General features: G+C 67.6%; 27 protein-coding genes and 1 tRNA gene. 11 read left to right on the forward strand and 17 right to left on the reverse strand.

The genetic code is table 11. The features are described from left to right. Positions 1-7: 7 nt before the first annotated feature. The 3 genes from AB4070_RS09365 to AB4070_RS09375 all read right to left on the reverse strand — a co-directional run bounded on the left by AB4070_RS09365 (position 8) and on the right by AB4070_RS09375 (position 1,122). The gene (locus AB4070_RS09365) at positions 8-451 is read right to left on the reverse strand and encodes a BLUF domain-containing protein (protein ID WP_441979845.1); all 444 of its coding nucleotides are present in this window, start codon (positions 449-451) and stop codon (positions 8-10) included. Next, positions 448-702, reverse strand: a complete 255-nt coding sequence (locus AB4070_RS09370; RefSeq protein ID WP_441979846.1) for a hypothetical protein — start codon at positions 700-702, stop codon at positions 448-450. Before AB4070_RS09370 ends, AB4070_RS09365 begins: the two co-directional genes overlap by 4 nt. 63 nt (positions 703-765) lie before the next feature. Continuing rightward, positions 766-1,122 carry a hypothetical protein gene (locus tag AB4070_RS09375; RefSeq protein WP_441979847.1) on the reverse strand — a complete coding sequence of 119 codons (357 nt, stop codon included), beginning with the start codon at positions 1,120-1,122 and terminating at the stop codon, positions 766-768. A gap of 359 nt (positions 1,123-1,481) precedes the next feature. On the opposite strand from AB4070_RS09375, the gene AB4070_RS09380 reads away from it, so the two are divergent. The 3 genes from AB4070_RS09380 to AB4070_RS09390 all read left to right on the forward strand — a co-directional run bounded on the left by AB4070_RS09380 (position 1,482) and on the right by AB4070_RS09390 (position 3,475). After that, positions 1,482-2,882, forward strand: a complete 1,401-nt coding sequence (locus AB4070_RS09380; protein WP_441979848.1) for a threonine/serine ThrE exporter family protein — start codon at positions 1,482-1,484, stop codon at positions 2,880-2,882. A gap of 217 nt (positions 2,883-3,099) precedes the next feature. After that, on the forward strand, positions 3,100-3,243 hold the full coding sequence (locus AB4070_RS09385; RefSeq protein ID WP_441979849.1) for a hypothetical protein: 144 nt from the start codon (positions 3,100-3,102) through the stop codon (positions 3,241-3,243). A 46-nt stretch (positions 3,244-3,289) separates the two neighbouring features. After that, entirely contained in the window at positions 3,290-3,475 is a 186-nt protein-coding gene (locus AB4070_RS09390; RefSeq protein ID WP_441979850.1) for a hypothetical protein, read from the forward strand. 50 nt (positions 3,476-3,525) lie between these two features. Here the strand turns inward: AB4070_RS09390 and AB4070_RS09395 are convergent, their stop codons facing one another. The 3 genes from AB4070_RS09395 to AB4070_RS09405 all read right to left on the reverse strand — a co-directional run bounded on the left by AB4070_RS09395 (position 3,526) and on the right by AB4070_RS09405 (position 5,027). Next, complete coding sequence (locus tag AB4070_RS09395) at positions 3,526-4,098, reverse strand: hypothetical protein (RefSeq protein WP_441979851.1); 573 nt, start codon at positions 4,096-4,098, stop codon at positions 3,526-3,528. A 36-nt stretch (positions 4,099-4,134) separates the two neighbouring features. Beyond that, positions 4,135-4,431 carry a DUF7882 family protein gene (locus tag AB4070_RS09400; RefSeq protein ID WP_441979852.1) on the reverse strand — a complete coding sequence of 99 codons (297 nt, stop codon included), beginning with the start codon at positions 4,429-4,431 and terminating at the stop codon, positions 4,135-4,137. Between the two features lie 65 nt (positions 4,432-4,496). Then, the gene (locus AB4070_RS09405) at positions 4,497-5,027 is read right to left on the reverse strand and encodes a hypothetical protein (RefSeq protein ID WP_441979853.1); all 531 of its coding nucleotides are present in this window, start codon (positions 5,025-5,027) and stop codon (positions 4,497-4,499) included. A 101-nt stretch (positions 5,028-5,128) separates the two neighbouring features. Between AB4070_RS09405 and AB4070_RS09410 the strand changes: the two genes are divergently transcribed. Then, positions 5,129-5,278, forward strand: coding sequence for a hypothetical protein (locus AB4070_RS09410; RefSeq protein ID WP_282848363.1), 150 nt, complete (start codon positions 5,129-5,131; stop codon positions 5,276-5,278). A 66-nt stretch (positions 5,279-5,344) separates the two neighbouring features. Here the strand turns inward: AB4070_RS09410 and AB4070_RS09415 are convergent, their stop codons facing one another. Continuing rightward, a complete protein-coding gene (locus tag AB4070_RS09415; RefSeq protein ID WP_441979854.1) occupies positions 5,345-5,683 on the reverse strand; it encodes a DUF7882 family protein in 339 nt (112 codons plus the stop codon). Positions 5,684-5,900: 217 nt separating this feature from the next. Here AB4070_RS09415 and AB4070_RS09420 point away from each other — a divergent pair, with 217 nt between their 5' ends. Continuing rightward, the gene (locus AB4070_RS09420; RefSeq protein WP_441979855.1) at positions 5,901-6,338 is read left to right on the forward strand and encodes a hypothetical protein; all 438 of its coding nucleotides are present in this window, start codon (positions 5,901-5,903) and stop codon (positions 6,336-6,338) included. 34 nt (positions 6,339-6,372) lie between these two features. Here AB4070_RS09420 and AB4070_RS09425 read toward each other — a convergent pair whose 3' ends face one another. The 5 genes from AB4070_RS09425 to AB4070_RS09445 all read right to left on the reverse strand — a co-directional run bounded on the left by AB4070_RS09425 (position 6,373) and on the right by AB4070_RS09445 (position 11,514). Next, positions 6,373-7,779: a protein kinase domain-containing protein gene (locus AB4070_RS09425; RefSeq protein ID WP_441979856.1), complete on the reverse strand. Its 1,407-nt coding sequence runs from the start codon at positions 7,777-7,779 to the stop codon at positions 6,373-6,375. A gap of 331 nt (positions 7,780-8,110) precedes the next feature. Further along, positions 8,111-8,500 carry a VOC family protein gene (locus AB4070_RS09430; RefSeq protein WP_441979857.1) on the reverse strand — a complete coding sequence of 130 codons (390 nt, stop codon included), beginning with the start codon at positions 8,498-8,500 and terminating at the stop codon, positions 8,111-8,113. Positions 8,501-8,563: 63 nt separating this feature from the next. After that, positions 8,564-9,313, reverse strand: a complete 750-nt coding sequence (locus AB4070_RS09435) for an alpha/beta hydrolase (protein ID WP_441979858.1) — start codon at positions 9,311-9,313, stop codon at positions 8,564-8,566. Positions 9,314-9,454: 141 nt separating this feature from the next. Then, entirely contained in the window at positions 9,455-10,489 is a 1,035-nt protein-coding gene (locus tag AB4070_RS09440; protein WP_441980560.1) for a methionine synthase, read from the reverse strand. Between the two features lie 20 nt (positions 10,490-10,509). Further along, positions 10,510-11,514 (reverse strand): DUF1852 domain-containing protein, encoded by a 1,005-nt coding sequence (locus tag AB4070_RS09445; RefSeq protein ID WP_441980561.1) that lies wholly within the window; start codon positions 11,512-11,514, stop codon positions 10,510-10,512. 121 nt (positions 11,515-11,635) lie between these two features. Between AB4070_RS09445 and AB4070_RS09450 the strand changes: the two genes are divergently transcribed. Beyond that, positions 11,636-12,577, forward strand: a complete 942-nt coding sequence (locus AB4070_RS09450) for a LysR family transcriptional regulator (RefSeq protein ID WP_441979859.1) — start codon at positions 11,636-11,638, stop codon at positions 12,575-12,577. Between the two features lie 100 nt (positions 12,578-12,677). Here AB4070_RS09450 and AB4070_RS09455 read toward each other — a convergent pair whose 3' ends face one another. Next, positions 12,678-13,322, reverse strand: a complete 645-nt coding sequence (locus tag AB4070_RS09455; protein ID WP_441979860.1) for a hypothetical protein — start codon at positions 13,320-13,322, stop codon at positions 12,678-12,680. Positions 13,323-13,409: 87 nt separating this feature from the next. Here AB4070_RS09455 and AB4070_RS09460 point away from each other — a divergent pair, with 87 nt between their 5' ends. The 3 genes from AB4070_RS09460 to AB4070_RS09470 all read left to right on the forward strand — a co-directional run bounded on the left by AB4070_RS09460 (position 13,410) and on the right by AB4070_RS09470 (position 16,206). After that, positions 13,410-14,021 (forward strand): TetR/AcrR family transcriptional regulator, encoded by a 612-nt coding sequence (locus AB4070_RS09460; RefSeq protein ID WP_441979861.1) that lies wholly within the window; start codon positions 13,410-13,412, stop codon positions 14,019-14,021. A gap of 57 nt (positions 14,022-14,078) precedes the next feature. After that, positions 14,079-15,014 (forward strand): class A beta-lactamase, encoded by a 936-nt coding sequence (bla, locus tag AB4070_RS09465; RefSeq protein ID WP_441979862.1) that lies wholly within the window; start codon positions 14,079-14,081, stop codon positions 15,012-15,014. 256 nt (positions 15,015-15,270) lie between these two features. Beyond that, positions 15,271-16,206, forward strand: a complete 936-nt coding sequence (locus tag AB4070_RS09470; RefSeq protein ID WP_441979863.1) for a CPBP family intramembrane glutamic endopeptidase — start codon at positions 15,271-15,273, stop codon at positions 16,204-16,206. A gap of 44 nt (positions 16,207-16,250) precedes the next feature. Here the strand turns inward: AB4070_RS09470 and AB4070_RS09475 are convergent, their stop codons facing one another. Beyond that, on the reverse strand, positions 16,251-16,415 hold the full coding sequence (locus AB4070_RS09475; protein ID WP_441979864.1) for a hypothetical protein: 165 nt from the start codon (positions 16,413-16,415) through the stop codon (positions 16,251-16,253). Next, positions 16,402-16,695 (reverse strand): hypothetical protein, encoded by a 294-nt coding sequence (locus AB4070_RS09480; protein ID WP_441979865.1) that lies wholly within the window; start codon positions 16,693-16,695, stop codon positions 16,402-16,404. The genes AB4070_RS09475 and AB4070_RS09480 overlap by 14 nt, the downstream gene beginning before the upstream one ends. Positions 16,696-16,872: 177 nt before the next feature. Between AB4070_RS09480 and AB4070_RS09485 the strand changes: the two genes are divergently transcribed. Then, positions 16,873-17,202: a DUF6119 family protein gene (locus AB4070_RS09485; RefSeq protein WP_441979866.1), complete on the forward strand. Its 330-nt coding sequence runs from the start codon at positions 16,873-16,875 to the stop codon at positions 17,200-17,202. A 142-nt stretch (positions 17,203-17,344) separates the two neighbouring features. Here AB4070_RS09485 and AB4070_RS09490 read toward each other — a convergent pair. Together AB4070_RS09490 and AB4070_RS09495 are read right to left on the reverse strand one after the other, a co-directional pair. Continuing rightward, positions 17,345-17,435: transfer RNA gene (locus tag AB4070_RS09490), tRNA-Ser, on the reverse strand. A gap of 45 nt (positions 17,436-17,480) precedes the next feature. Then, on the reverse strand, positions 17,481-18,527 hold the full coding sequence (locus tag AB4070_RS09495) for a hypothetical protein (protein ID WP_441979867.1): 1,047 nt from the start codon (positions 18,525-18,527) through the stop codon (positions 17,481-17,483). 128 nt (positions 18,528-18,655) lie between these two features. Here AB4070_RS09495 and AB4070_RS09500 point away from each other — a divergent pair, with 128 nt between their 5' ends. Continuing rightward, positions 18,656-19,432 carry a hypothetical protein gene (locus AB4070_RS09500; RefSeq protein ID WP_282848340.1) on the forward strand — a complete coding sequence of 259 codons (777 nt, stop codon included), beginning with the start codon at positions 18,656-18,658 and terminating at the stop codon, positions 19,430-19,432. Positions 19,433-19,440 lie beyond the last annotated feature (8 nt).

Genomic DNA, 19,440 nt, shown 5'->3' on the forward strand with positions numbered 1-19,440 from the left:
CGCGTGCTCAGTCCCGCGCGCGTACCCGGAACCAGAGGGTGAGCTCGGTCAGCGCCCTGAGCGTGGTGTCGGCGTCGGCACCGGCGTCCAGGTCGGCGAACGAGTCCCGGAAGCCCGACGGGCGGCTCTCGCCGACGTGCAGGGCGCGATACCCCATGGTCCAGTCCGGAAAGCGGCGCTCGGCGATCGACTGCGTCAGGAGCACGCGCAGGTCTCGGTGCCGGGAGTCACGGCGGATGGTGTCGACGAGGCCGGCTACCGTGTCCGCCTGCCCCTCGAGCACCTGGATGAAGCGACCGTCTCGGTGAAGGAGCATGCCGGTGATGCCGCGCCCGTCGTTGAGGCGACGGCACGTGGCGAGCAGCTGCTCGAGCGCGGTCTCCCTGAACGGCTGGGACGCCGTGCTGGTGTAGACGAGCGACACCAGACCGGTGGCCGAGGCCGTGCTCACAGCGTGACTCCCTGCTCGCCGTCGTGGATCTCGGGCGATGCCCCGTCTGTCAGCTGCTCGACCGCGGCGGTCGCTGCACGCAACGTCGGGAAGTCCCCGAGCGACCGCGATCGGGCATCGAACGCGCGATACCCGCCGTCCGGCTGCCGGTCGATGTATCCGAGGAAGTCGCCGCGGCGGCTCCCGACATGGAAGCCCTCCTCGACGCACGCCCAGAGGACGTCGGGATCGGGCAGGGCGGAGTTCGGCACCCCAGCAGACTAGGCGCACGGCATCCGTCGTGCGCTCCCCTTTACAACGGTCGCGTCGGTGCGCTACGCACGAGCCCCGTGGTCGATGTCGAAGTCGATCGACGCGATCCCGATCTCTTCATCCCCCTCCTCCGCCTCAGCTCCGGCGGCGCGCTGGGGGAAGAGGGGGTGGCGGCGGATCTCCGCGGCCTCGTCGGAGAAGTCGGGGTCGTCGCCCTCGGAGGTCTGCGGCCCGACGAGGAGGTCGTTGCCGACGCCGACGATCAGATCGGCGGAGTCCTTCTTCCCGTCGATGACGATCGGCAGCCGGAGCGCCGCCGACTCGCCTTCGCTCGCAATGGCGGCCGCGAGCGCGACGAGCGCGTCGGCGACGTCGTCGGTCGTGATCACCTGTTGGCCTGCATAAGACACGAGTTTCATGTCCCCGACGGTGTCACGATCGGCGCAGCGCACCCAAGGGGGTTGCATCGCCGTCGCCCCTGACGCTAACGATGCCACAGGACGGATACCAGCACCTCAGGGCTTGCGTCAAGGGAAGGGCCGGATAGCGGTCTTTCCGCGGTTCCCGCGTATCGTGGCCGACACGAAGAGCCTCTTCAGCGCTCTACGTCGGTCGAACCGGCGGCGTGTTCGGATTCTCTCTCGGGTCCGAGCGGCGGCTCGGGGGTCGGTGCGTCTGCGCACCCGCTCACTCGATTTCGCCGGTCCTCCGCGTTCGGGTCGCGGGGGACCGGACAGTCTTCCGCGCGATCGGCGGCAGCGGCGAGAGAATGGTCCATATGTCCGCGAGTTCCCGCCGGCCGCTGCTCTCCTCCGTGCGCCGTCTGCTGCACACCGATCCGTCGGCGGTCGCGCACACCGAAGCCATGCCCGTCATCGACGAACGCACGGTCCCCCGCGTGCTCGACCTCGCGACGCGCATCGGGGAATCGATGTTCGCCGTCGGCGCCTCCGCGCACGAGGTCACGCTCGCGATCACGCGGGTGTGCGACGCCTACGGGATGCGCGGCGTGCAGGTCGACGTCACATACAACTCCATCACGGTGTCGTTCCACCTGAGCGGCGAGGTCTGGCCCGAGACCCTGGTGCGGGTGGTGCGGGTGACCGCGCCTGATCACGCGAAGCTGCAGCGTGTGCAGGCGCTCGTCGCCGACATCGACGGCGGCCTCGACCTCGAATCCGCCCGCACCACGTTCCGCGCCATCCGGCGTGTGCCGTTCCGCTACCAGCAGCCGGTCGTGATCGTCGCGCGCGCTCTGCTCGCGGTCGGCGTCAGCATCATGCTCGGTGCCGCCCCGATCATCGTCGGACTCACATTCGTCGCCGCGCTGTGCGCAGCCCTGACCCAGGCCGGCCTCGCCCGGCTCCGTGTTCCCCTGTTCTTCAGCCAGATCGCGGGAGGGCTGGTCACGACGATCGTGGCCGTCGTGGTCTCGGCACTCGGCTCCGCGGGCATCGAGCCGTTCGTCGGCATCCGCCCATCGATCATCGTGGCCTCGGGTATCGTGCTGATGCTCGCCGGTCTCACGGTGGTCGGCGCGGCACAGGATGCGATCGACGGCTTCGCCCTCACCGCAGGCGGTCGCATCCTGGATCTGACCATGCAGACCCTCGGCGTGGTGATCGGCATCCTCGTCGGCCTCGAGCTCGGCGGCGTCCTCGGGTTCACGATGGACCTCCCCGATGACCCCGCACCGTTCGGGCCGCCCGTGAACCAGTTCGCCGGTGCGATCATCATCGCGGTCGCCGTCGCGGTGTTCAACGGCGCCGGCATCCGGATCATCCTGGTCAGTGCGCTCCTGAGTGCCGTGACCCTCGCGGGCTACACGGGATCGGTGGCGCTGAACCTGCACCCCGCGGCGGCGAGCGCTGTGGGTGCGCTGCTGGCGAGCTTCCTCGGGATGCTGATCGCGCGAAACCTGCATGTCCCCTCGGTCGCGGTGACCACGGCGGCGATCGTGCCGCTCGTTCCCGGAGTGGCCGTGTTCCAGGGCCTGCTCGAGATGGTCCACGCGGCGGGGACGTCGACGGGGATGCTGCTCGCCGGCGGTTCCCTCATCGATGCGGCGGTGATCGGGATCGGTCTGGCCTCCGGCGCCTCGCTCGGCCTCTACCTCGGAACCCCCGTCCGCGCCACCCTCGCCAGCGTCGCGAAGACCCGAGCCCGCACCCGCCGCTGACCCCCTCTCCCCGTTCTGCGCCGAGTGCACGCGATCTCGCCGAGTGCACAGGTTCCCCGCGTCGACAGGCCGTGCATTCGCGGATGAGCCGTGCATTCGGTGACGGATGCAACCCGGGATTGTCCGCTCGCGGGCGCCCACCTGTCAACGGGCAGACGGACCGGGCGGAAGTCGGGCCACACTGGTCGACCAGCCCACTGATCGATCGGAGAACCGCATGTCAGATCCCCAGCACCACTCAGACGGCACTCCCGAGGTCGAAGCCCAGGGCATCGACCCGGACATGCCATCGACCACCGACGACATCGACGACGACGACATCGACGACGAGGACAACATCGACGTCGAGGACCTGCCCTGAGAACGTCGACGACCGTCGAGAACCCACCGCGACCAAGGAGGCTCCCATGAGCACGAACGACCGGAACGACATCAGCACCGAGCCCTCTCCCGGGCCGGAGGACAACGACAACCTCGGAGCCGAGGACGGCAAGGGGACCCCGCCGACCGTGCCGCCGACCGACACAGACGCGGACGACACAGACGCCGACGCCGACGGCAGCACCGACGCCGAGAACCCCCGCGGGGACTGACGGCCTTCAGCAGGTGAGAGGAGCGCCTTCGCGGATTTCCGCGGGGGCGCTCAGCCCTGTCCCGGCTTGCCCAGCATCTCTCCGGGCGCGAGCGAAGGACACGTCGCCGATGCGCTGAGGGCCGCGACCTCCGCCCGGATGGCGACGCCCGAGTCCATCTTCGCGACGGTGTAGACGACGCCCTGCTGCGATTCGTCGGCGGGGATGTAGCCGATGAGCACGCCGTCGAGGTTCGGATCCTCGGGCCACGCCATGCCCGACGCCGTGCTGACGAGATCCGCGGTCGGGTTCTCGGCCAACCAGTTCGCGGCCCCCGCAACCGTCGAGTCGGCCAGGGTCCAGTAGCCCTCGAGCTGGGCGACCGGCTGGCACGGCCACCCCTGGTAAGAGGTGAACGAGACCGGCTTCTCGGTCACGCGCACTGCCCCCGGCGGCACGACGGCCGCATCCAGCCAGGCCTGTGCCTGCTCCTCCGCTGCCGCGTCGACTCCCGCGGGCGGTGCACTCTGCGTGGCGGCGGGTTCGGAGGTGGGCACAGCGGAGCCGTCGCCCGCCGCGGAGGCGCACCCCGTCAGCAGCAAGACGGCGGACAGACCGAGGACCAGGGCGGAGCGACGTCGCATGACCCCACTATAGGGAGGCGGAACGGGCGGACGAGCTCAGGAGAGCTGGTCGAGGACGAGCTCTCCGCGGGCGTTGAGATGCTCCATCATGCGTTCGATGCGCTTCGTGTCGATCTCCGGCATCGACGATGCGTCGAACGCGAGGATCAGCGGGATGGCGGGGTGCATCCAGATGGTGAGACGGCCGGCGGGGTTCTTCTCCTCGGGCAGCCACGTCATCATGAAACTCTCGTGTCGACGCAGCTTCGTGCCGATCACGATCTTCAGGTGCGCCAACGTCGCATCGTCGACCTTGATCGGAGGACGAGAGCTGTTGTACTCGAGAGTTCCCATCCTCTGAGATTACTCCGGAGCAGGACATTTCCCCTGGTCCGGCGCTCGGCGCGAGAGCGGAGCCCTCAGTGTCCGTGGGCGAGCTGCTGGATGAGGATGGCCAGCCCACCGAGGGCGACCAGGATCCCCAGCGCGATCACCTGTTTCCACCAGGGGGCGCGGGTGCGGCGGACGGCGATGTACCCGATCAACCCGAGGATGGCGACGTAGACGATCGACGCGATCGTGAGGGCGGTCCCCAGCTCGATCCAGTCCCACACGGCGAGGAGGAGGACCAGGAGCGGGATGGCCGCCGAGGCGATGGCAGTGCTCGTGAGGCGGAGCATCCGCCCGAACTCTCGCCGATCGGGGAAGGTGGCGTGCACGGCCAGGTGCGCGAGCAGCTCTGCCACGAACCCGGCCACCGCGATGGCCACGATCCCGACCAGAAGGGTGATGCTCGCCCGGACGGCGCTGGTGTGCTCGACGTTCGAGTTCTGGACGAGCACGATGGCGAGGCCGGTGAAGGTGGCGTAGATCCGCTCTTTGATCGAGGCGGTGACGACGTCTGCCGACTCTCCGCTCGACCGAGGATGCTCGTCTTCGGGTGGCTGCATGGCCCGCAGATTATCAGCACCCTGCACCCGCGGTCGGTCAACCCCCTGACGTCGATCGACGCCGAGGTCTATCGTCGCCAGTCCGACGACAGGAGAGAAGCATGAGCGATCCGAAGAACACGCAGGGCACCCCCGGCCCCGACGAGGAGGCGGACACCGCATCGGGCGGCGCGCCGGACACCGAAGAGGTGCTCGAGGAGGAGACCACCGACGAAGACGGGAAACCGCTCGAGAACCCGTCCGGCGGCTGAGTCACCCGTAGAGGGACGCATCCGTTCGCGGCCGAGCTGACCGTGGGCGGATGCGCTGCTCTCGACTCAAGCCGGTTCGAGGACCCGCTCCGACTCGCGTGGTGAGGTGTCGACCGGCTCGCGCACGAGATACAGACCGCTCGGCGAGTTCGCCGTGAAAGCAAGGGCTTCGATCCACTCGCGGTTGATCGAGGGCTGACGGCTCCCGCTGTACTTGAAGACGAGCGCGCTGCCGCCGTGCACCCAGACGGTCGTGCGTCCGCCGCCGATGCTGACGTCTTCCTTCCAGCTGAACCCGAACGGCTCGCCTCGACGGAGTTTGGCGGTCATGACCAGCTGGATGTGCGTCAGAGCACGATCCTCGATCTCGGTCTTGACGTCGCCTTCGTAGATGAACCTGCCCATGAGGGGCTCCTCTGTTTCGCCACGGGAACCCGTGCCAGAGGCGCGACCGAGGTGATCGCTGAGTGGTGTCTTCCCAGCATCGCACACACGAGGGACATCCGGGCCGTCGCCCGTCGCGGGATGACTCACGACACGACCCACGAGTCATCCGTCCGAGGTACGCCGATACCTCGCGCGAGGGATGCCGCGACGGCGTCACAGCCGCGAGGCTGGGGGCATGAACGTACGACCGCTTCTCGCCGCCTCCGCCCTGATCGTCGCGGGCGCACTCGCCCTCACCGGATGCTCTGCCTTCGACAGCATCGTCCACAAGCAGTCCACCTCCACCTTCGACGATGCGGCCGCTTTCGCGAAGGGGGCAGGGGTCGACGCGGACTGGATTCCCGCAGATTCCTCGCAGATCACCGTGCGCACCTCGACGCTCGAGAAGGCCGAGGACGCGGTGATCCTCCTCACCAGCGCTTCCGACCTCGCCGATGCCTGCACCGAGGTCGAGCGGCAGTCGGCGCCTTCCTGGACCCTCGACGGCGCCCCCGATCCCTACAAGGCGAAGGGCGTCTTCGTCTGCGGCGACTGGAGCGTGATGGCAACGGACGGCGGCTGGTACGGCTGGACACCGAACTCCGACGGGGAGCGGACCGCAGCCGCGGGCTGATCGGGCCGTGGGCTGATCGCGTCGGGCAGCACTGCTACTTCTTCGCGTCGCGCTTCTCCTGCTCCTTGTCCGCCTTCTCCTGTTCCTTGTCTGCGTTCTTCTGCTCCCGGTCGGCCTTCTTCTGGGCTTCCTCCTGCGCCTTGCGCTCGTCCTTGGCCGCCTGTTCCGCCGCCTTGCGCTCGTCCTTCGTCTGATCGACGACCTGATCGACGTGCGTCGGCTGCGTGTTCTCGGCCGGGACGACGGGGACGACCGTCACGGGGGTGTCCTCCGGCGCGTCAGCCTGATCCGGTGTGGGATCGGGCGAGGGCGAGCTTTCCGGCGTCTGCTCTGTGACGACGGAATCGACATCGCCGGTCTCCAGATCGCCGGTGTCTCCGAATCCCTGACCCGCTGCCCACACCCCCACCAGGACAGAGGCGGCGACGACCGCGACAGCGGCGGAGCCGATCACACCCCACCGGCGCATCGGGCGACGCGTGGGCACCACACGGTCCGAAGGCTTCGAGGAGAGGAGCAGTGTCGGGGTGGTGGTGGCAGCAGAAGCGGCGCTCGTGGCCGGGACCGGAGGGGCGATCACGGGCACGGGAGGGCGAGGCGGGATGGCCGGCGCAGACGCGAGCATGGACGCCGCGGCGAACACGGCAGCAGCACTGGGCCGGTCCTCGGGCGCGATCGCCACCATCCGGGTCAGCAGATCCGCCCACTGCGGGCCCACGGATCTCGGCACCTCAGGGACCTCGATCAGACGTGCCATCGCCGCGCCGATCCCCTCCGCCTGGCCGAACGCCCGCTTTCCGGTGAGCGCCTCCAGCAGCACGAGTCCCAGGGAGTAGATGTCCGCTGCCGGAGCAGGGGGCGCGCCCCGGAGCTGCTCGGGGGCGAGGTATGCAGCGGTGCCGATCACGACACCGGGCGACGTCAGCCGGGCATCGTCGACGAGCACGGAGATACCGAAATCGGCGAGCTTCGCGCCCGAACGACTCCCCGGAAGCGACGTGGGCGAGAGCAGCACGTTCGACGGCTTCACGTCGCGGTGCACCACGCCGGCGCCGTGCACCACATGCAGCGCCTCGGCGAGATCCGCGGCGATCATCGCCACGTCGGTCGGTGGCACGGGGCCCTGGGCGATGCGCGCGGAGAGGGTCGGGCCGTCGACGAACTCCATCACCAGGTACTCGGCTTTGCCCGGCACCAGTTGGGCGTCATAGAGCGTGACCATCGCGGGGTGGTTGAGAGAGGCCAGCACCGTCATCTCACTGCGCGCACGATCCGACGGAACACCCTCGCTCCCCGCGTTCAGCAGCTTGATCGCCACCGTTCGGCCGAGCAGGACGTCGTCGGCGCGGTACACGCGGGCCATTCCGCCCTGTCCGACGCACTCCCGCAGCTGATAGCGCCCGCCCAGCAGTTCTTGCGTGGGCGCAGAGTCTTCGGTCATCGGCGAGTCCTCCTGCCACCCGTCGGGTCAAGGGCGGCATCCGATGACTTTAGGATGATCCGTCGTCGACGTATCGGGCCTTGACAGGAGCGGGAACCGTCCGGGCGGATTCCATGCCACGGTCAAGGGGTTCTCGACAGTGACTTTTGTCCAGACTGCACCGGAAGAGTCGAAAGTCCATTGCATTCCGGCTCCATCGGGCGCATCCTGATCGTGCTCCGGTCGTAGCGCGAGATCGTGGGGGGCCGCGCTCGCAGGCATCGGGTGCAGACGGGGCGTTCGCCGAATCCCTCCCCCTCGGCGAGCGCCTCGCCTCTGCGCCCCAGTCAGCTCACTCGGCTGCGGGATCCTGCGCGAACTCGATGGCGCCGAGGAAGTTGTCGCTGGGATCGTAGAACTTCAGGAACCGTGCGAACCCGAGGTCCTCGATTGCGGCGATCCGCACCTGCTCCTGCTCGAGGCGCGAGGCGAGCTGGTCGAAGCTCTCGGTCTTGAGGAAGAAGACCGGCTTCGTCTCCCCGTCGACGGCGACATGCAGAGGCGCATGGTCGCCGGCTTCCCAGAGCATGAGGTCGAGCGCGGGCTCGAGTCGCAACATGGCGTAGGCACCGTAGTTCGTCAGCACCCGGAAGCCGAGGACGTCGGTGTACCACGCGACGGCTTCGTCCAGTCTCGCGACCGGGAGCTGGAGGTGATCGAGTGCGGTGACGAGGGGCGACATCGAGATCCTTTCTGCGTCCGGCCTTCAATCTATCGATCCCTTCGCACACCCCCGCTACCGCCCTCACGCGCCCCCGAGGTGACGGGCGAAGAAGCGGGCGGTGTCCTCCCCGGCGAACGCCGGCACTCCGGTGTGGCCGCCCATGTTGGCGTACAGCGTCTTCTCCGTCGAACCGAATGCATCGAACAGGTCGAATGCCATCTGACGGTCGTTGCCCTCGTCGTCCCACTGGAGCAGCACGTGCAGCGGGATCGTCACCCGTCGCGCCTCTGCCATCGTCGAGCGTGGCACGTAGCTCCCGGCGAAGAGTCCGGCCGCCACGATTCGTGCATCGATCGCGGCGAGGCGGGTGCCGATCGCGATCACCCCTCCGGAAAACGCGACGCGGTCGCCGATCTCCGGAAGCTCGAGGGTCTCGTCGAGCGTCATCTGCCATTCGGGAACCGCGCGGTCGACCAGCGGGAGGATCAGCCGGTCCACCACATCCGCGGAAGGCTTCTCTCCCGCGGTTATCGCTCGTACGAGGTCGGCCCTGGCGACCTCGGCGCCGGGCAGTGGAGCGCGTTCGCCGGCCCCCGGCAGCTCGATCGCCACGGCGGCGAAGCCCTGGGCGTTGGCGCTGCGGGCGCGCGCGACCAGTCTCGGATACATGCGCCGCATGCCGATGCCGCCGGGCTGACCCATGAGGACGAGTGGGACGGGTGCGGTCGGTGATGCGGCGGGCGGCGTCCAGAGGATGCCGGAGACGTCGCCGAGCGTGAACGTGCGCTCGGTGATGCGGTCATCGAGGATTCGTTGCGAAGTGAAATGCATGGTCGTGCCTCTCGGGAGTGCGGCGAAGAAGCGGCGCTCCCGGACGACCTATCGCCCGACCGTGTCTCCCTGGAGGAGCACCGATGTGAGTTCGTTCACGGGTACCACCTCCTCAGATTGCTGCACGGAAGCTCGAGGCTATCAGAGCGCGGAGCCGAGCTCCTCGCGAAGCAGGGCGGCGCCCGCGCTGAGCGCCCGCAGCTTGCCGCGGGCGACGTCACGCGACAACGGCGCCAGCCCGCAGTTCGTGCTCGGGACGAGCTTGTCAGCGTCGACGAAGCGGAGGGCGTTCCGGAGGGTTTCGGCGACCTCCTCCGGAGTCTCGATGGTCTGGCTGGCGACGTCGATGGCTCCGAGCATGACCTTCTTGCCCCGGATGAGCTCGATGAGGTCCAGGGGAACGTGCGAGTGGTGACTCTCCAGCGAGACGGTGTCGATGCTCGACTGCTGCAGAAGCGGGAACGACTTCTCGTACTGCCGCCACTCCGATCCGAGGGTCGCCTTCCAGTCGGTGTTCGCCTTGATCCCGTACCCGTAGCAGATGTGCACCACGGTCTCCGCGCGCAGCCCCTCGGCTGCGCGTTCGAGCACAGCCACGCCCCAGTCCTGCACGTCGTCGAAGAAGACGTTGAAGGCCGGCTCGTCGAACTGGATGATGTCCACCCCGGCCGCCTCGAGCTCCTTCGCCTCCTGATTCAGGATGGTCGCGAACTCCCAGGCCAGCTTCTCGCGGCTCTTGTAGTGACGGTCGTAGAGCGTGTCGATCATCGTCATCGGACCAGGCAGAGCCCACTTGATGGGCTGGTCGGTCTGCTGGCGGAGGAACTTCGCGTCCTCGACGAACACGGGCTTCTCGCGGCTCACGGCACCGACCACGGTCGGCACGCTGGCGTCGTACCGGTCGCGGATGCGCACGGTCTCCCGCTGGTCGAAGTCGACACCGGAGAGGTGCTCGATGAACGTCGTGACGAAGTGCTGACGCGACTGCTCCCCGTCGCTGATGATGTCGATACCCGCCTGACGCTGCTCGTGCACGGTGATGCGGAGCGCATCCTGCACGCCCTCCACCAGGGCACCGCCCTCCAGCTTCCACGGAGACCAGAGCTTCTCGGGCTCGGCCAGCCAGGAGGGCTTGGGCAGGCTGCCGACGATGGAGGTGGGAAGGATCCCGGGCATGATCGGGGCTCGTCCGTTCGTCATCCGACGGACACCAGCGAGTCAGCGGAGCGGCCGGCGGCCCATCTCTCGAGGAGCTCGCCGTGCGGGGTCATGAGATGCGCGTCGGCATAGCGTCCCTGCTCGGCTGCGAGCCGGCTCCGCTCCTCGCGGTCGTAGGCGATCTTCGTCACCGAGTAGTCCTGCTGCTCCAGGGTCGGCCGGTAGATGCTCGCCGCTTCCGAGTTCGCGTTGTAGATCTCCGGTCGATAGATCTTCTGGAACGTCTCCATCGTGCTGATCGTGCCGATGAGCTGGAGGTTGGTGTAGTCGCTCAGCAGATCCCCACGGAAGTAGAACGCCAGCGGGGCGACGCTGCCTCGCGGCATGAAGTAGCGGACCGAGAGGCCCATCTTGCCGAAGTACTCGTCGGTCAGCGAGCCGTCCTTCTGCTCGTACTCGACACCGAGGATCGGGTGATGGTTCTCGGTGCGGCGGTAGGTCTTGCTCGTCGAGACGCTGATGCAGATGACCGGCGACAGCGTGAACCGCTCCCGGTACGCCTCGGAGTCGAGGAAGTGCTGGAAGAGCTTGCCGTGCAGGTCGCCGAAGTCGTCGGGAACGGAGAAGCCGCCCGCGGCTGCGGTGGCCGCCGGCAACCGCACGCTGAAGTCGAAGTCGCGGATGTACGAAGAGAAGTTGTTGCCCACGATGCCCTGGGTGCGCGTGCCCGTCGACCGGTCGACGATGGTCACCTCCAGCACCTCGAGAAGAGGGAACTCCCGATCCTCCCCCTCCGTCGCGAACTGGATCGCGACCGAGACGATCTCGAGTTCGAGGGTGTAGCGATCACGGCTCGGGTTGTCCCAGTGCGCCAGATCGTTGAACCGTCGGTCGATCATCGTCAGGGCGTTGCCGAGGTTCTGCTGACGGTGCTCACCGCGCGCCAGATTGGCGAAGTTCGTGGTGATGCGCGAGTCGTCGGACGGCGAGTAGTCCTCGTCGAAACGGGTCGTCGTGATGCGGAACGTGAATTCGGATGCCATGAGCGGCCAATCGGTGGAAGATCGGCCGGGCTCGGCCTCGATCGGGGGTTTCTCCATGATGACGACTGCAAGGGCCCATCGGGTAATGCGCGTCGACTATGCCGTGGCATAGGTTGAATCTATGGCCAAGCGTTCGAACGGTATCACCCTCCAGCAGCTCACCTATTACATCGAGGTCGCCGCTGAGGGGTCGATCAGTGCCGCCGCCGACCTGCTCTATGTCGCCCAGCCCACCCTGTCCGCGGCGATGAAGGATCTCGAGGGCAGAGTGGGGCGCGAGCTCCTGATCCGCTCCGCGCGGGGTGTGACGCTCACCACGGATGGTGTCGAGTTCCTCGGGTACGCCCGGCAGGTCGTCGAGCAGGTGGCACTCCTGGAGCAGCGCTACCTCGGGCGTCCGCCCTCCCGGCGGCTCCTCGGCGTCTCGACGCAGCACTATTCGTTCGCTGTCGACGCCCTCGTGCGGATGGTCAAGGCGACAGCGGCGACCGAGTACGAGTTCTCCCTGCGCGAGACGCGCACCTGGGACATCATCGAAGACGTGCGCACCCTCCGCAGCGAGCTGGGAATCCTCTACCGGAACGACTTCAACCGCAACGTGATCGACAAGCTGCTCCGCGACTCCGGACTCGCCTTCCACCCGCTCTTCGTCGCAGACCCGCACATCTTCATCTCCCGCAAGAATCCGCTCGCCGCCCGAGATCGCGTGACTCTCGCCGACCTCGCCGACGTGCCCAGGCTCACGTTCGACCAGGGCGCGAACAACTCCTTCTACTTCTCCGAGGAGATCCTCTCCACCCTCTCGAGCCCGCAGGACATCCGCGTCTCCGACCGCGCGACCATCTTCAACCTGATGATCGGCCTGGACGGCTACACCATCTCGACGGGCATCATCAGCGACGACCTCGACCCTGAGATCGTCGCCATCCCGCTCGACGTCGACGAGAACATCGAGATCGGCTGGATCGGGCACTCGGCGATCCCGCTCACGGAGCAGGCGCAGCGCTACCTCGCCGAACTGCGCGCCGTCGTCTCCGAGTTCGGGGTGGAACTGCTCGGCTGACGTCGAGACCTCATCGCCCCCGCAGCGAGGTTGTCGGCGACATGCGGCACCGGTGTTGTGGCAGGGCCGCTCTGATGCATGGTCTTCCCTTTCGGAGAGGTCAGCTGGCGAGCTCGTCGATCCAGCTCGAACGCATTCGCAGGGCTCGTTCCGTGCTGCCGAGGACAGCGGCGAGGCCGACGAGCAGATTGAGCTCGAGCGGGAGCCGGATGGGAGAGGTGAAGGTGCCGACCGAGTCGGCGATCAAGGGGATCTTCGAGAGGGCTTCGATGATTTGAGGGACCTCGACACTGAGGCCGACCACGACGAACGCGATGGAGACGAGGCCGATCACGCGGCTCACGCCAGGATGCCGCTCGTGCAAACGAGCGCGACGCCCTTCGGCGGATCGAGGATCGGGCGACAGCTGCTGTTCGGTGCCGTCTGCCCGCACATAGTGGCACCGCTTGAGCCCGAACCCGGTGATCGCCACCTCAATGTGCCCGCCAGGCACGGCGAAGCGTGTGGGCATCTTCGCGTAGGACTGCAGAGCTCCGTCGACGTAGAGACGCGCACGGATCTCGCCGTCGGTCATATCGCCGGCATGACGGACGTCGATCGTGTACGTCGACATCGTGCCGGCGTCAGAGCGCAGCGTGATCGATCGGAGAGACCGGCCGAACATCTGCCACCAGCGATAGCGGCGCAGCGGTTCGCCGGAACCGACACGGACGCGACGGTTCCGCCAGTTGTTTCCCGCCATCATCTCGCCCTCCATAATCTAATACAGCGTGATAGCCGACGACGGGCTAAACTAGCACACTGTTATAGACGGATGGCTCATGAGGGAGAAATGGACGAAGCGTCGAAGGAACCGGGAACGCGGGAGAAGATCCTCATCGCCGCGGCGACCATGCTGGGCGAGAACCCCACCGCACGCCTGAGCGTGAGAGCAGTGGCCGCCCGCGCTCAGGTGAGCACGGGGTCGCTACGCCACTTCTTCCCAACACAGCGGGAGCTCATCGAGACAGTGGTGGCCGCGATGTACGACCTGGAGCTCCCCGATGATCCGATCAACGACCGCTCTCTGACGGCGGAGGAGCGACTCATCGCGTGCTTGCAGCTCATCCTCCGTCAAGTCGGCGTGGGTGAAAGCGCACGGAGGCAGTGGGGGGCGCTCTACGAGGCGTACGTGGCCACGGCTCCGTCCGAAGACGAGGCAGCCACCTACATCGCGCTGGACCGCATGGGGCGACATCGGATCGCGCAATGGCTGACCGTCTTGATCGACGAGGGCGCGGTCCCCGCCGGTCGAGTCGAGGAGCGAGCACGGTTCCTCTCGACCGTGCTGGCGGGGCTCATGACCGAACGCGCGCTGCCTTCCGACGCCGTGGGCATCGAGGCCGAGACGACGAGTCTGCGGCTCGCGGTCCACGCGGTCTTGAGCGGGTGGCCCGCCGCGTGACCTCGCTGCTCACGAACGTGCGAGACCTCGTCCTCGCGCCCACCGGAGCGTGACCACATGCGCCGAACTCCGGCCTTCAGCCTCTACTGCCTTCTCGCCGGCTTAGCGCTCGCGGGGTGCGTGGGGGCGCCCCCGCCTGCCGCCGAATCTGCCCCGGCATCTCCGACGGCCCGTGCGACCACAACGGACCTCGACGAGCTCGTGGCAGACGAACTGGCGGCTCTCGAACAGGAGTACGACGCGACTGTCGGCGTCATGGCGGTCGACACCGGAACCGGCGAATCCGTCTCGTACGGCGAGGACCGCCGCTTCGGCTTCGCATCCACCATCAAAGCCTTCGCCGCTGCAGTGTTCCTCCAGTCCGTGTCGGGCGCAGCCCGCGATGAGATCGTGCACTGGACGACAGAAGAAGCCGCCGCCGCCGGCCACGCGCCCGTGACGTCGCAGCACGTCGAGGACGGCCTGACCTACGCGCAGCTCGCCGAAGCGGCCGTCCGAGTCAGCGACAACGCCGCTCTCAATCTCATCGTCGACCGGATCGGTGGTTCCGCAGCCCTCGACGACGCACTCGCCGAGCTGGGCGATGCCACCACGGAGGTCGTGAACGACGAGCCGACTCTCAACACGATCGAACCGGGCAGCACCGACGACACCACGACCGCCGCCGCCTTCACCACCTCGCTTACGCGGATCCTAGACGGTTCCACGTTGTCCGCGGCCGATGCGGCGCTGCTGGTCGACTGGATGAGCGATAACCGGACCGGAGACGCCCTCATCCGCTCTGGCGCGCCCGCCGGCTGGACGGTCGCCGACAAATCGGGAGGCGCAGGTCCGATCCGGAACGACATCGCCGTCGTCACGCGACCCGGACAGGGCCCCATCATCATCACGGTGCTGACGTCGCGGAACGACCCTCACGCAGACTTCGACGACACGCTTGTGGCGAGCACTGCATCCATCGCTCTGCACGCGCTCGACCGCAGCAACTCATGATCGCCGTTCTCAGTCGTCCGGCGGCACTCTTCGGCATCACGGGCGTGGCGTCGAGCTGGCTCGCGACCACATTCAGGCGCTGAAGGCGACGACGAGCAGATCGCCTGGGCGGATCGCGCACTCGACGCGCTCCGCCCCCTCTCTCTCCCCGCCGTCACCCGAACCTGCTCCCCGGGTCCGCTACCGTCTAGCACGCTGTGCTAGTTTGAAACCTCTTGCAACTATCACGCTGTATTAGTATCGAAGAGGATCACCCATGACCGACACCGCGCCGAACTGGCTCCTCCAGGTAGACGACCCCGTCCCCAATCCTCGAGTTCCCCCTGGCGTCGAGTACCACCGCGTCTACGCCGGCGAGAAGCGCCGCATCCTCCGCGGCATCCTCGCGATCGTGCTGGTGGTCGCCGGGATGGTCGTCTTCGCGCAGTTGTTCGTGCTCGGGGCGCGCTATCTCGACACCGCGATCCTGGGGCGCTCGGGTTTCACGCCCCTTCAGCAGGCTGCGGGTGCACTGTCGCTCGCCGTGCTCATCCCCTACTGCATGCTGTTGCAGCGCCTGCTCTACGGCGTGCCCTTCCGGTCGCTGCACTCGGTCGCCGGGCGCTTCCGATACGGCGTGCTCGGGCGAGCACTGCTCGCCTTCGGTCCGTTGCTGCTCGTCGTCGTCGCCGTCGGCTTCCTCCTGGCGCCCGTCGACCAGGTGCCCTGGTCGACATTCGACCTCGTCGCCTATTTCGTGATCGGCATGCTGCTGACCCCACTCGCGGCAGCAGGCGAGGAGTACGGCTTCCGCGGGTTCATGTTCCGCATCATCGGCGGGTGGACGCGAGGCGCGCGCCTCGGGGCAGTGATCGGCATCGTCATCCCGACGGTCCTCTTCTCTCTCTTCCACGGCTCGCTCGACCCGTACATCCTCACCTCCTACCTCGTGCTGTTCGGATCCTTGGCGATCGTCACCTGGCGTACCGGCGGGCTCGAAACCGCCGTCGTCCTCCACGTCGTCTACAACGTCTCGGCCCTCGTGCTCGGCACGACGCTGCACGTCGACCTCGGCGGCGCGCTCAACAGTCGGGGAGAGATCGCAGGGTCCATCGCCACCCTCATCCCGAGCGCGGCACTGGTCCTGATCACCGCCGCAGCCTGGTGGATCACACGGAGAACCGGTCCCGCACGCACCCCGGCGCCGTTGTGATCGTCATGATGCCCTCAGACGCGACACGCTCGCACCTGAGGGCATCATGCGCCTCGGAGCCCGTTGGCCTGCTCAGCGAGCTCGGCGTTACCCAGGCTGACCGCTCCGATCGTCGTCGACAGGAGCGTCGTGTGTTCGTCTTCGATACTGCGGAGGCGAGCCCTCAGCTCGGTTTCGCTCAGATCCTCGTCGTCGTCACTGTCCCGCATCGTCGCTCCCGTCGGCGGCAGAGGCTTCGAGGCGTCGGCTTCGTCTGGAGTCCCGTGGTCGTCCGCCGCCACGACGCCGGACCTGCCCGATCTGATACGTGAGCAGCGCCGCCGAACCGACGACCAGTGATCCGACGAGAATCCACTGGGGCAGCGAATAGTCGCTGCCGGTCTGGATGGTCCTCGTGAGCAAGCCGATCATGTATCCGAACAGGCCCGCGCACAACCCGAGCATGGCGCGATGGAAGCGAAGGCTCCGCCGGTCGATCGATCCCACCATGGATCGAGGGTACGACGAACGCCTCGACCGAACAGAACGAAGGCCCCGCATCCCGGTCGTCTGAACGGGAGTCGGGGCCTTCGTGGTGGCGGTGACGGTGGGATTTGAACCATTGCGAACCACCTCGTTCGGTGACGACGGTAGACCGATTCGCTCGTAAACGAGTTGTTTCACACGATGAACTCACATCTGCGAACAAGTGCCAAGGCCGTTGGAGACGCCGATGCCTCGACCTGGCTGACTTTCGTGCCACCCGGCGGCGTAGCCCCAGAACGAGACGAGGTCACCGTCACCTACGCGGACATCGCGAACTCGAAGAGGAAGGGCGTCGAGTGGCTGCCGTTCTTCAGCAGGCTGGCGCTTATGCAAACCGTCCGCGACCTGAATCGGCTCGGTTTCACAAACATCGCACTAGCCCGCGTGCCGGTAGAAGAGGCCGCTTCGGTGCCGACGACGGACTCATGCCCCTTCACGGAAACGCGGCGTCATCGATGGCGGCAGACGTAGCGATGGCGCCGACCCCACTGAGTCGATCAGCGGCGACAACCACGATTTGGCTCGCGTTGCCACTGCGTCACCGCAGCCGATCGTCGAACAAGACGAAGGCCCCGCATCCCAGTCGTTACGACGGGAGTCGGGGCCTTCGTGGTGGCGGTGACGGTGGGATTTGAACCCACGGTAGGGGGTTACCCTACACAACTTTTCGAGAGTTGCACCTTCGGCCGCTCGGACACGTCACCGCGGAACAGCTTACGCGACGCGGGCCGGACGCGCGAATCGAACGGTCACCAGGCCGCGGCGACCTCGGCGTGGGTGCGCAGGATGCCCTCGGTCGAGCCGGCGGGCGCACGACCGATGCCGCACTCGGTCGCGACGCCGAACGCGGTGACGTATGGGGCGGCGGCGGCGATACGGCGCTCGGCGCCCTCCGCGCCGTCCTCACGGTGCACGAGTCCGAGGTACAGCTCCTCCACCGGGGTGAGGCCAGCGAGCGGGGCGAAATACGCCTCGTCATCGTGCGCGATCGGCACGGGCAGGTGCAACCAGGTGAGCGGGCGACCGGATGCGGTCACGACGGCATTCGCATAGCGGACCAGATTCGCCGCGTCCCGCGGCTCGAAGAAGTGCTTCTCCCCCGCGTCGCCGTAACAGAGGTGGACGCCCACCTCGACGTCGGCTGGCACCGCGTCGACCAGGGCTGCCAGCCGTGCGACCAGTCCGTCGAACGGGTCGCCGGGCCACCAGGCCTCCATCACCGATCCGTACCCGGCCGCGCGCTCGATGATGCCCATCTCGCTGGCGACGTCCCACTGCACAGCGAGGTCTTCGTGAGGGATGACCTCCAGGATCTCGTCGAGCTCGCGCACGATCGCGGCGGTGTAGACGGGCTCGATGGCCGCGCGGTCATCGCCGTGGAAGAACGAGGAGATCACGGCGAGCGGCGTCGGCAGCGACACCTGGAACCGCACCCCCGCCGGAACCGCGCCCTCGGCGCGGAGGCGCACGAACACGGCGTACGACTCGATCGCAGCGGCGGCGTACCCCAGCGGCGGCAGCTCGATGGCCGCGGCATCCACCCCCTCGCCGATGCGCAGACCCCGGGCGTCGATGCCGGCGGGGAACGGGATGGGCTCATCACCGATGCGCTCGATCCCCGCGGCCTCACCGATCACGTCAGGCTGGAACATGATCCAGTGGAACCGCTTGCCGACCTCGCCGTCCGGGATGCGGCGGAGCCGAGTGCCGAGCAGCTCCGCGGTGGTGCGGATCGTGGTCTCGGCGTCGTCGTAGTTCACGCTGCCCACGAGGAGGGCGCCCTGCGGCTGAGTCATGCCCCCAGAATATCGGCGAGCCTACGGAGTTTTCCCCGGCGACGGCTCCGCCAGGACAGGGGCGATCGAGTTAGGATGGCCTTACAACCCGCCGCCTGTGGGGGCAGCGATGACGGGAAGGTTCCATCATGGGCTTCATCACGTCCGAGGCACTGGCCGACACCGGCTACGTCGTGCTCGACGACCACACCTCCGCCACCGATCCCGCCGAATGGCTGGGCCTCGAGTACGTCGGCTGGCGCTCCTCCGGCATCACGCGCTTCGCCCCGCTCACCAGCTATGCCGGCGACGTCGACTGCAACGGCTTCTGGAACCACACCCCGCCGCGTACCGACAAGGACGGCGTCTGGGTCGACTCGCAGGTCGCGATCGCCCCGACGCTCCAGCGCCGCGCACAGGAACCGGGCGCGGGCATCGGCCGATGCCGCGTGATCGAGCTGCAGCCCAACGAATACGCCGACGCGATCTACAACCTGCACCAGGACGACAACAACCGCCTCAACGAAGAGGGCACCGGCTGGGTGGTCCGCGGGTTCTTCAACCTCTCCGACGACACCGAGTCGATGCTGATCCTGCGCTCCGACCGCTTCGACCCCGCGACCGAGATCCGCCTGCCGCTGCGCGCCGGCTCCCGCATCATCGTCGACACCCAGCGCTTCTGGCACGCGGTCTGGCACCGTGGAACGGCACCGCGCTACGCCCTCATCACCTCGTGGACCAGCGGCCCCGAGCTCGACGCGTACATCGCCGCCAACCACGGCGACCCGCACCCCAAGACCGTCGACCTCGATCCACAGTTCGTCGATGCCGCCCAGATCGAGCTGCACCGCCGCATCGAAGAGCGACGTCGCGCGTTCGAAGCACAGGGCATCGTGATGGAACCGCCCGTGGACATGAACGTCTGAGACGTCGG

The sequence above is a fragment of the Microbacterium sp. 2RAF4 genome (assembly GCF_052115285.1).
In the GTDB taxonomy this organism is placed as follows: domain Bacteria; phylum Actinomycetota; class Actinomycetes; order Actinomycetales; family Microbacteriaceae; genus Microbacterium; species Microbacterium oxydans.

What these genes read in the sequence shown, in the direction of transcription:
- AB4070_RS09385 (WP_441979849.1), top strand. Translation starts at nt 3,100, where the DNA reads ATGTCAGATCCCCAGCACCACTCAGACGGCACTCCCGAGGTCGAAGCC.
- AB4070_RS09495 (WP_441979867.1), bottom strand. Translation starts at nt 18,527, where the DNA reads ATGACTCAGCCGCAGGGCGCCCTCCTCGTGGGCAGCGTGAACTACGAC.
- AB4070_RS09410 (WP_282848363.1), top strand. Translation starts at nt 5,129, where the DNA reads ATGAGCGATCCGAAGAACACGCAGGGCACCCCCGGCCCCGACGAGGAG.
- AB4070_RS09390 (WP_441979850.1), top strand. Translation starts at nt 3,290, where the DNA reads ATGAGCACGAACGACCGGAACGACATCAGCACCGAGCCCTCTCCCGGG.
- AB4070_RS09470 (WP_441979863.1), top strand. Translation starts at nt 15,271, where the DNA reads ATGACCGACACCGCGCCGAACTGGCTCCTCCAGGTAGACGACCCCGTC.
- AB4070_RS09400 (WP_441979852.1), bottom strand. Translation starts at nt 4,431, where the DNA reads ATGGGAACTCTCGAGTACAACAGCTCTCGTCCTCCGATCAAGGTCGAC.
- AB4070_RS09375 (WP_441979847.1), bottom strand. Translation starts at nt 1,122, where the DNA reads ATGAAACTCGTGTCTTATGCAGGCCAACAGGTGATCACGACCGACGAC.
- AB4070_RS09425 (WP_441979856.1), bottom strand. Translation starts at nt 7,779, where the DNA reads ATGACCGAAGACTCTGCGCCCACGCAAGAACTGCTGGGCGGGCGCTAT.
- AB4070_RS09420 (WP_441979855.1), top strand. Translation starts at nt 5,901, where the DNA reads ATGAACGTACGACCGCTTCTCGCCGCCTCCGCCCTGATCGTCGCGGGC.
- AB4070_RS09445 (WP_441980561.1), bottom strand. Translation starts at nt 11,514, where the DNA reads ATGGCATCCGAATTCACGTTCCGCATCACGACGACCCGTTTCGACGAG.
- AB4070_RS09415 (WP_441979854.1), bottom strand. Translation starts at nt 5,683, where the DNA reads ATGGGCAGGTTCATCTACGAAGGCGACGTCAAGACCGAGATCGAGGAT.
- AB4070_RS09440 (WP_441980560.1), bottom strand. Translation starts at nt 10,489, where the DNA reads ATGCCCGGGATCCTTCCCACCTCCATCGTCGGCAGCCTGCCCAAGCCC.
- bla (WP_441979862.1), top strand. Translation starts at nt 14,079, where the DNA reads ATGCGCCGAACTCCGGCCTTCAGCCTCTACTGCCTTCTCGCCGGCTTA.
- AB4070_RS09435 (WP_441979858.1), bottom strand. Translation starts at nt 9,313, where the DNA reads ATGCATTTCACTTCGCAACGAATCCTCGATGACCGCATCACCGAGCGC.
- AB4070_RS09450 (WP_441979859.1), top strand. Translation starts at nt 11,636, where the DNA reads ATGGCCAAGCGTTCGAACGGTATCACCCTCCAGCAGCTCACCTATTAC.
- AB4070_RS09500 (WP_282848340.1), top strand. Translation starts at nt 18,656, where the DNA reads ATGGGCTTCATCACGTCCGAGGCACTGGCCGACACCGGCTACGTCGTG.
- AB4070_RS09455 (WP_441979860.1), bottom strand. Translation starts at nt 13,322, where the DNA reads ATGATGGCGGGAAACAACTGGCGGAACCGTCGCGTCCGTGTCGGTTCC.
- AB4070_RS09405 (WP_441979853.1), bottom strand. Translation starts at nt 5,027, where the DNA reads ATGCAGCCACCCGAAGACGAGCATCCTCGGTCGAGCGGAGAGTCGGCA.
- AB4070_RS09480 (WP_441979865.1), bottom strand. Translation starts at nt 16,695, where the DNA reads ATGGTGGGATCGATCGACCGGCGGAGCCTTCGCTTCCATCGCGCCATG.
- AB4070_RS09460 (WP_441979861.1), top strand. Translation starts at nt 13,410, where the DNA reads ATGGACGAAGCGTCGAAGGAACCGGGAACGCGGGAGAAGATCCTCATC.
- AB4070_RS09430 (WP_441979857.1), bottom strand. Translation starts at nt 8,500, where the DNA reads ATGTCGCCCCTCGTCACCGCACTCGATCACCTCCAGCTCCCGGTCGCG.
- AB4070_RS09395 (WP_441979851.1), bottom strand. Translation starts at nt 4,098, where the DNA reads ATGCGACGTCGCTCCGCCCTGGTCCTCGGTCTGTCCGCCGTCTTGCTG.
- AB4070_RS09380 (WP_441979848.1), top strand. Translation starts at nt 1,482, where the DNA reads ATGTCCGCGAGTTCCCGCCGGCCGCTGCTCTCCTCCGTGCGCCGTCTG.
- AB4070_RS09485 (WP_441979866.1), top strand. Translation starts at nt 16,873, where the DNA reads ATGAACTCACATCTGCGAACAAGTGCCAAGGCCGTTGGAGACGCCGAT.
- AB4070_RS09475 (WP_441979864.1), bottom strand. Translation starts at nt 16,415, where the DNA reads ATGCGGGACAGTGACGACGACGAGGATCTGAGCGAAACCGAGCTGAGG.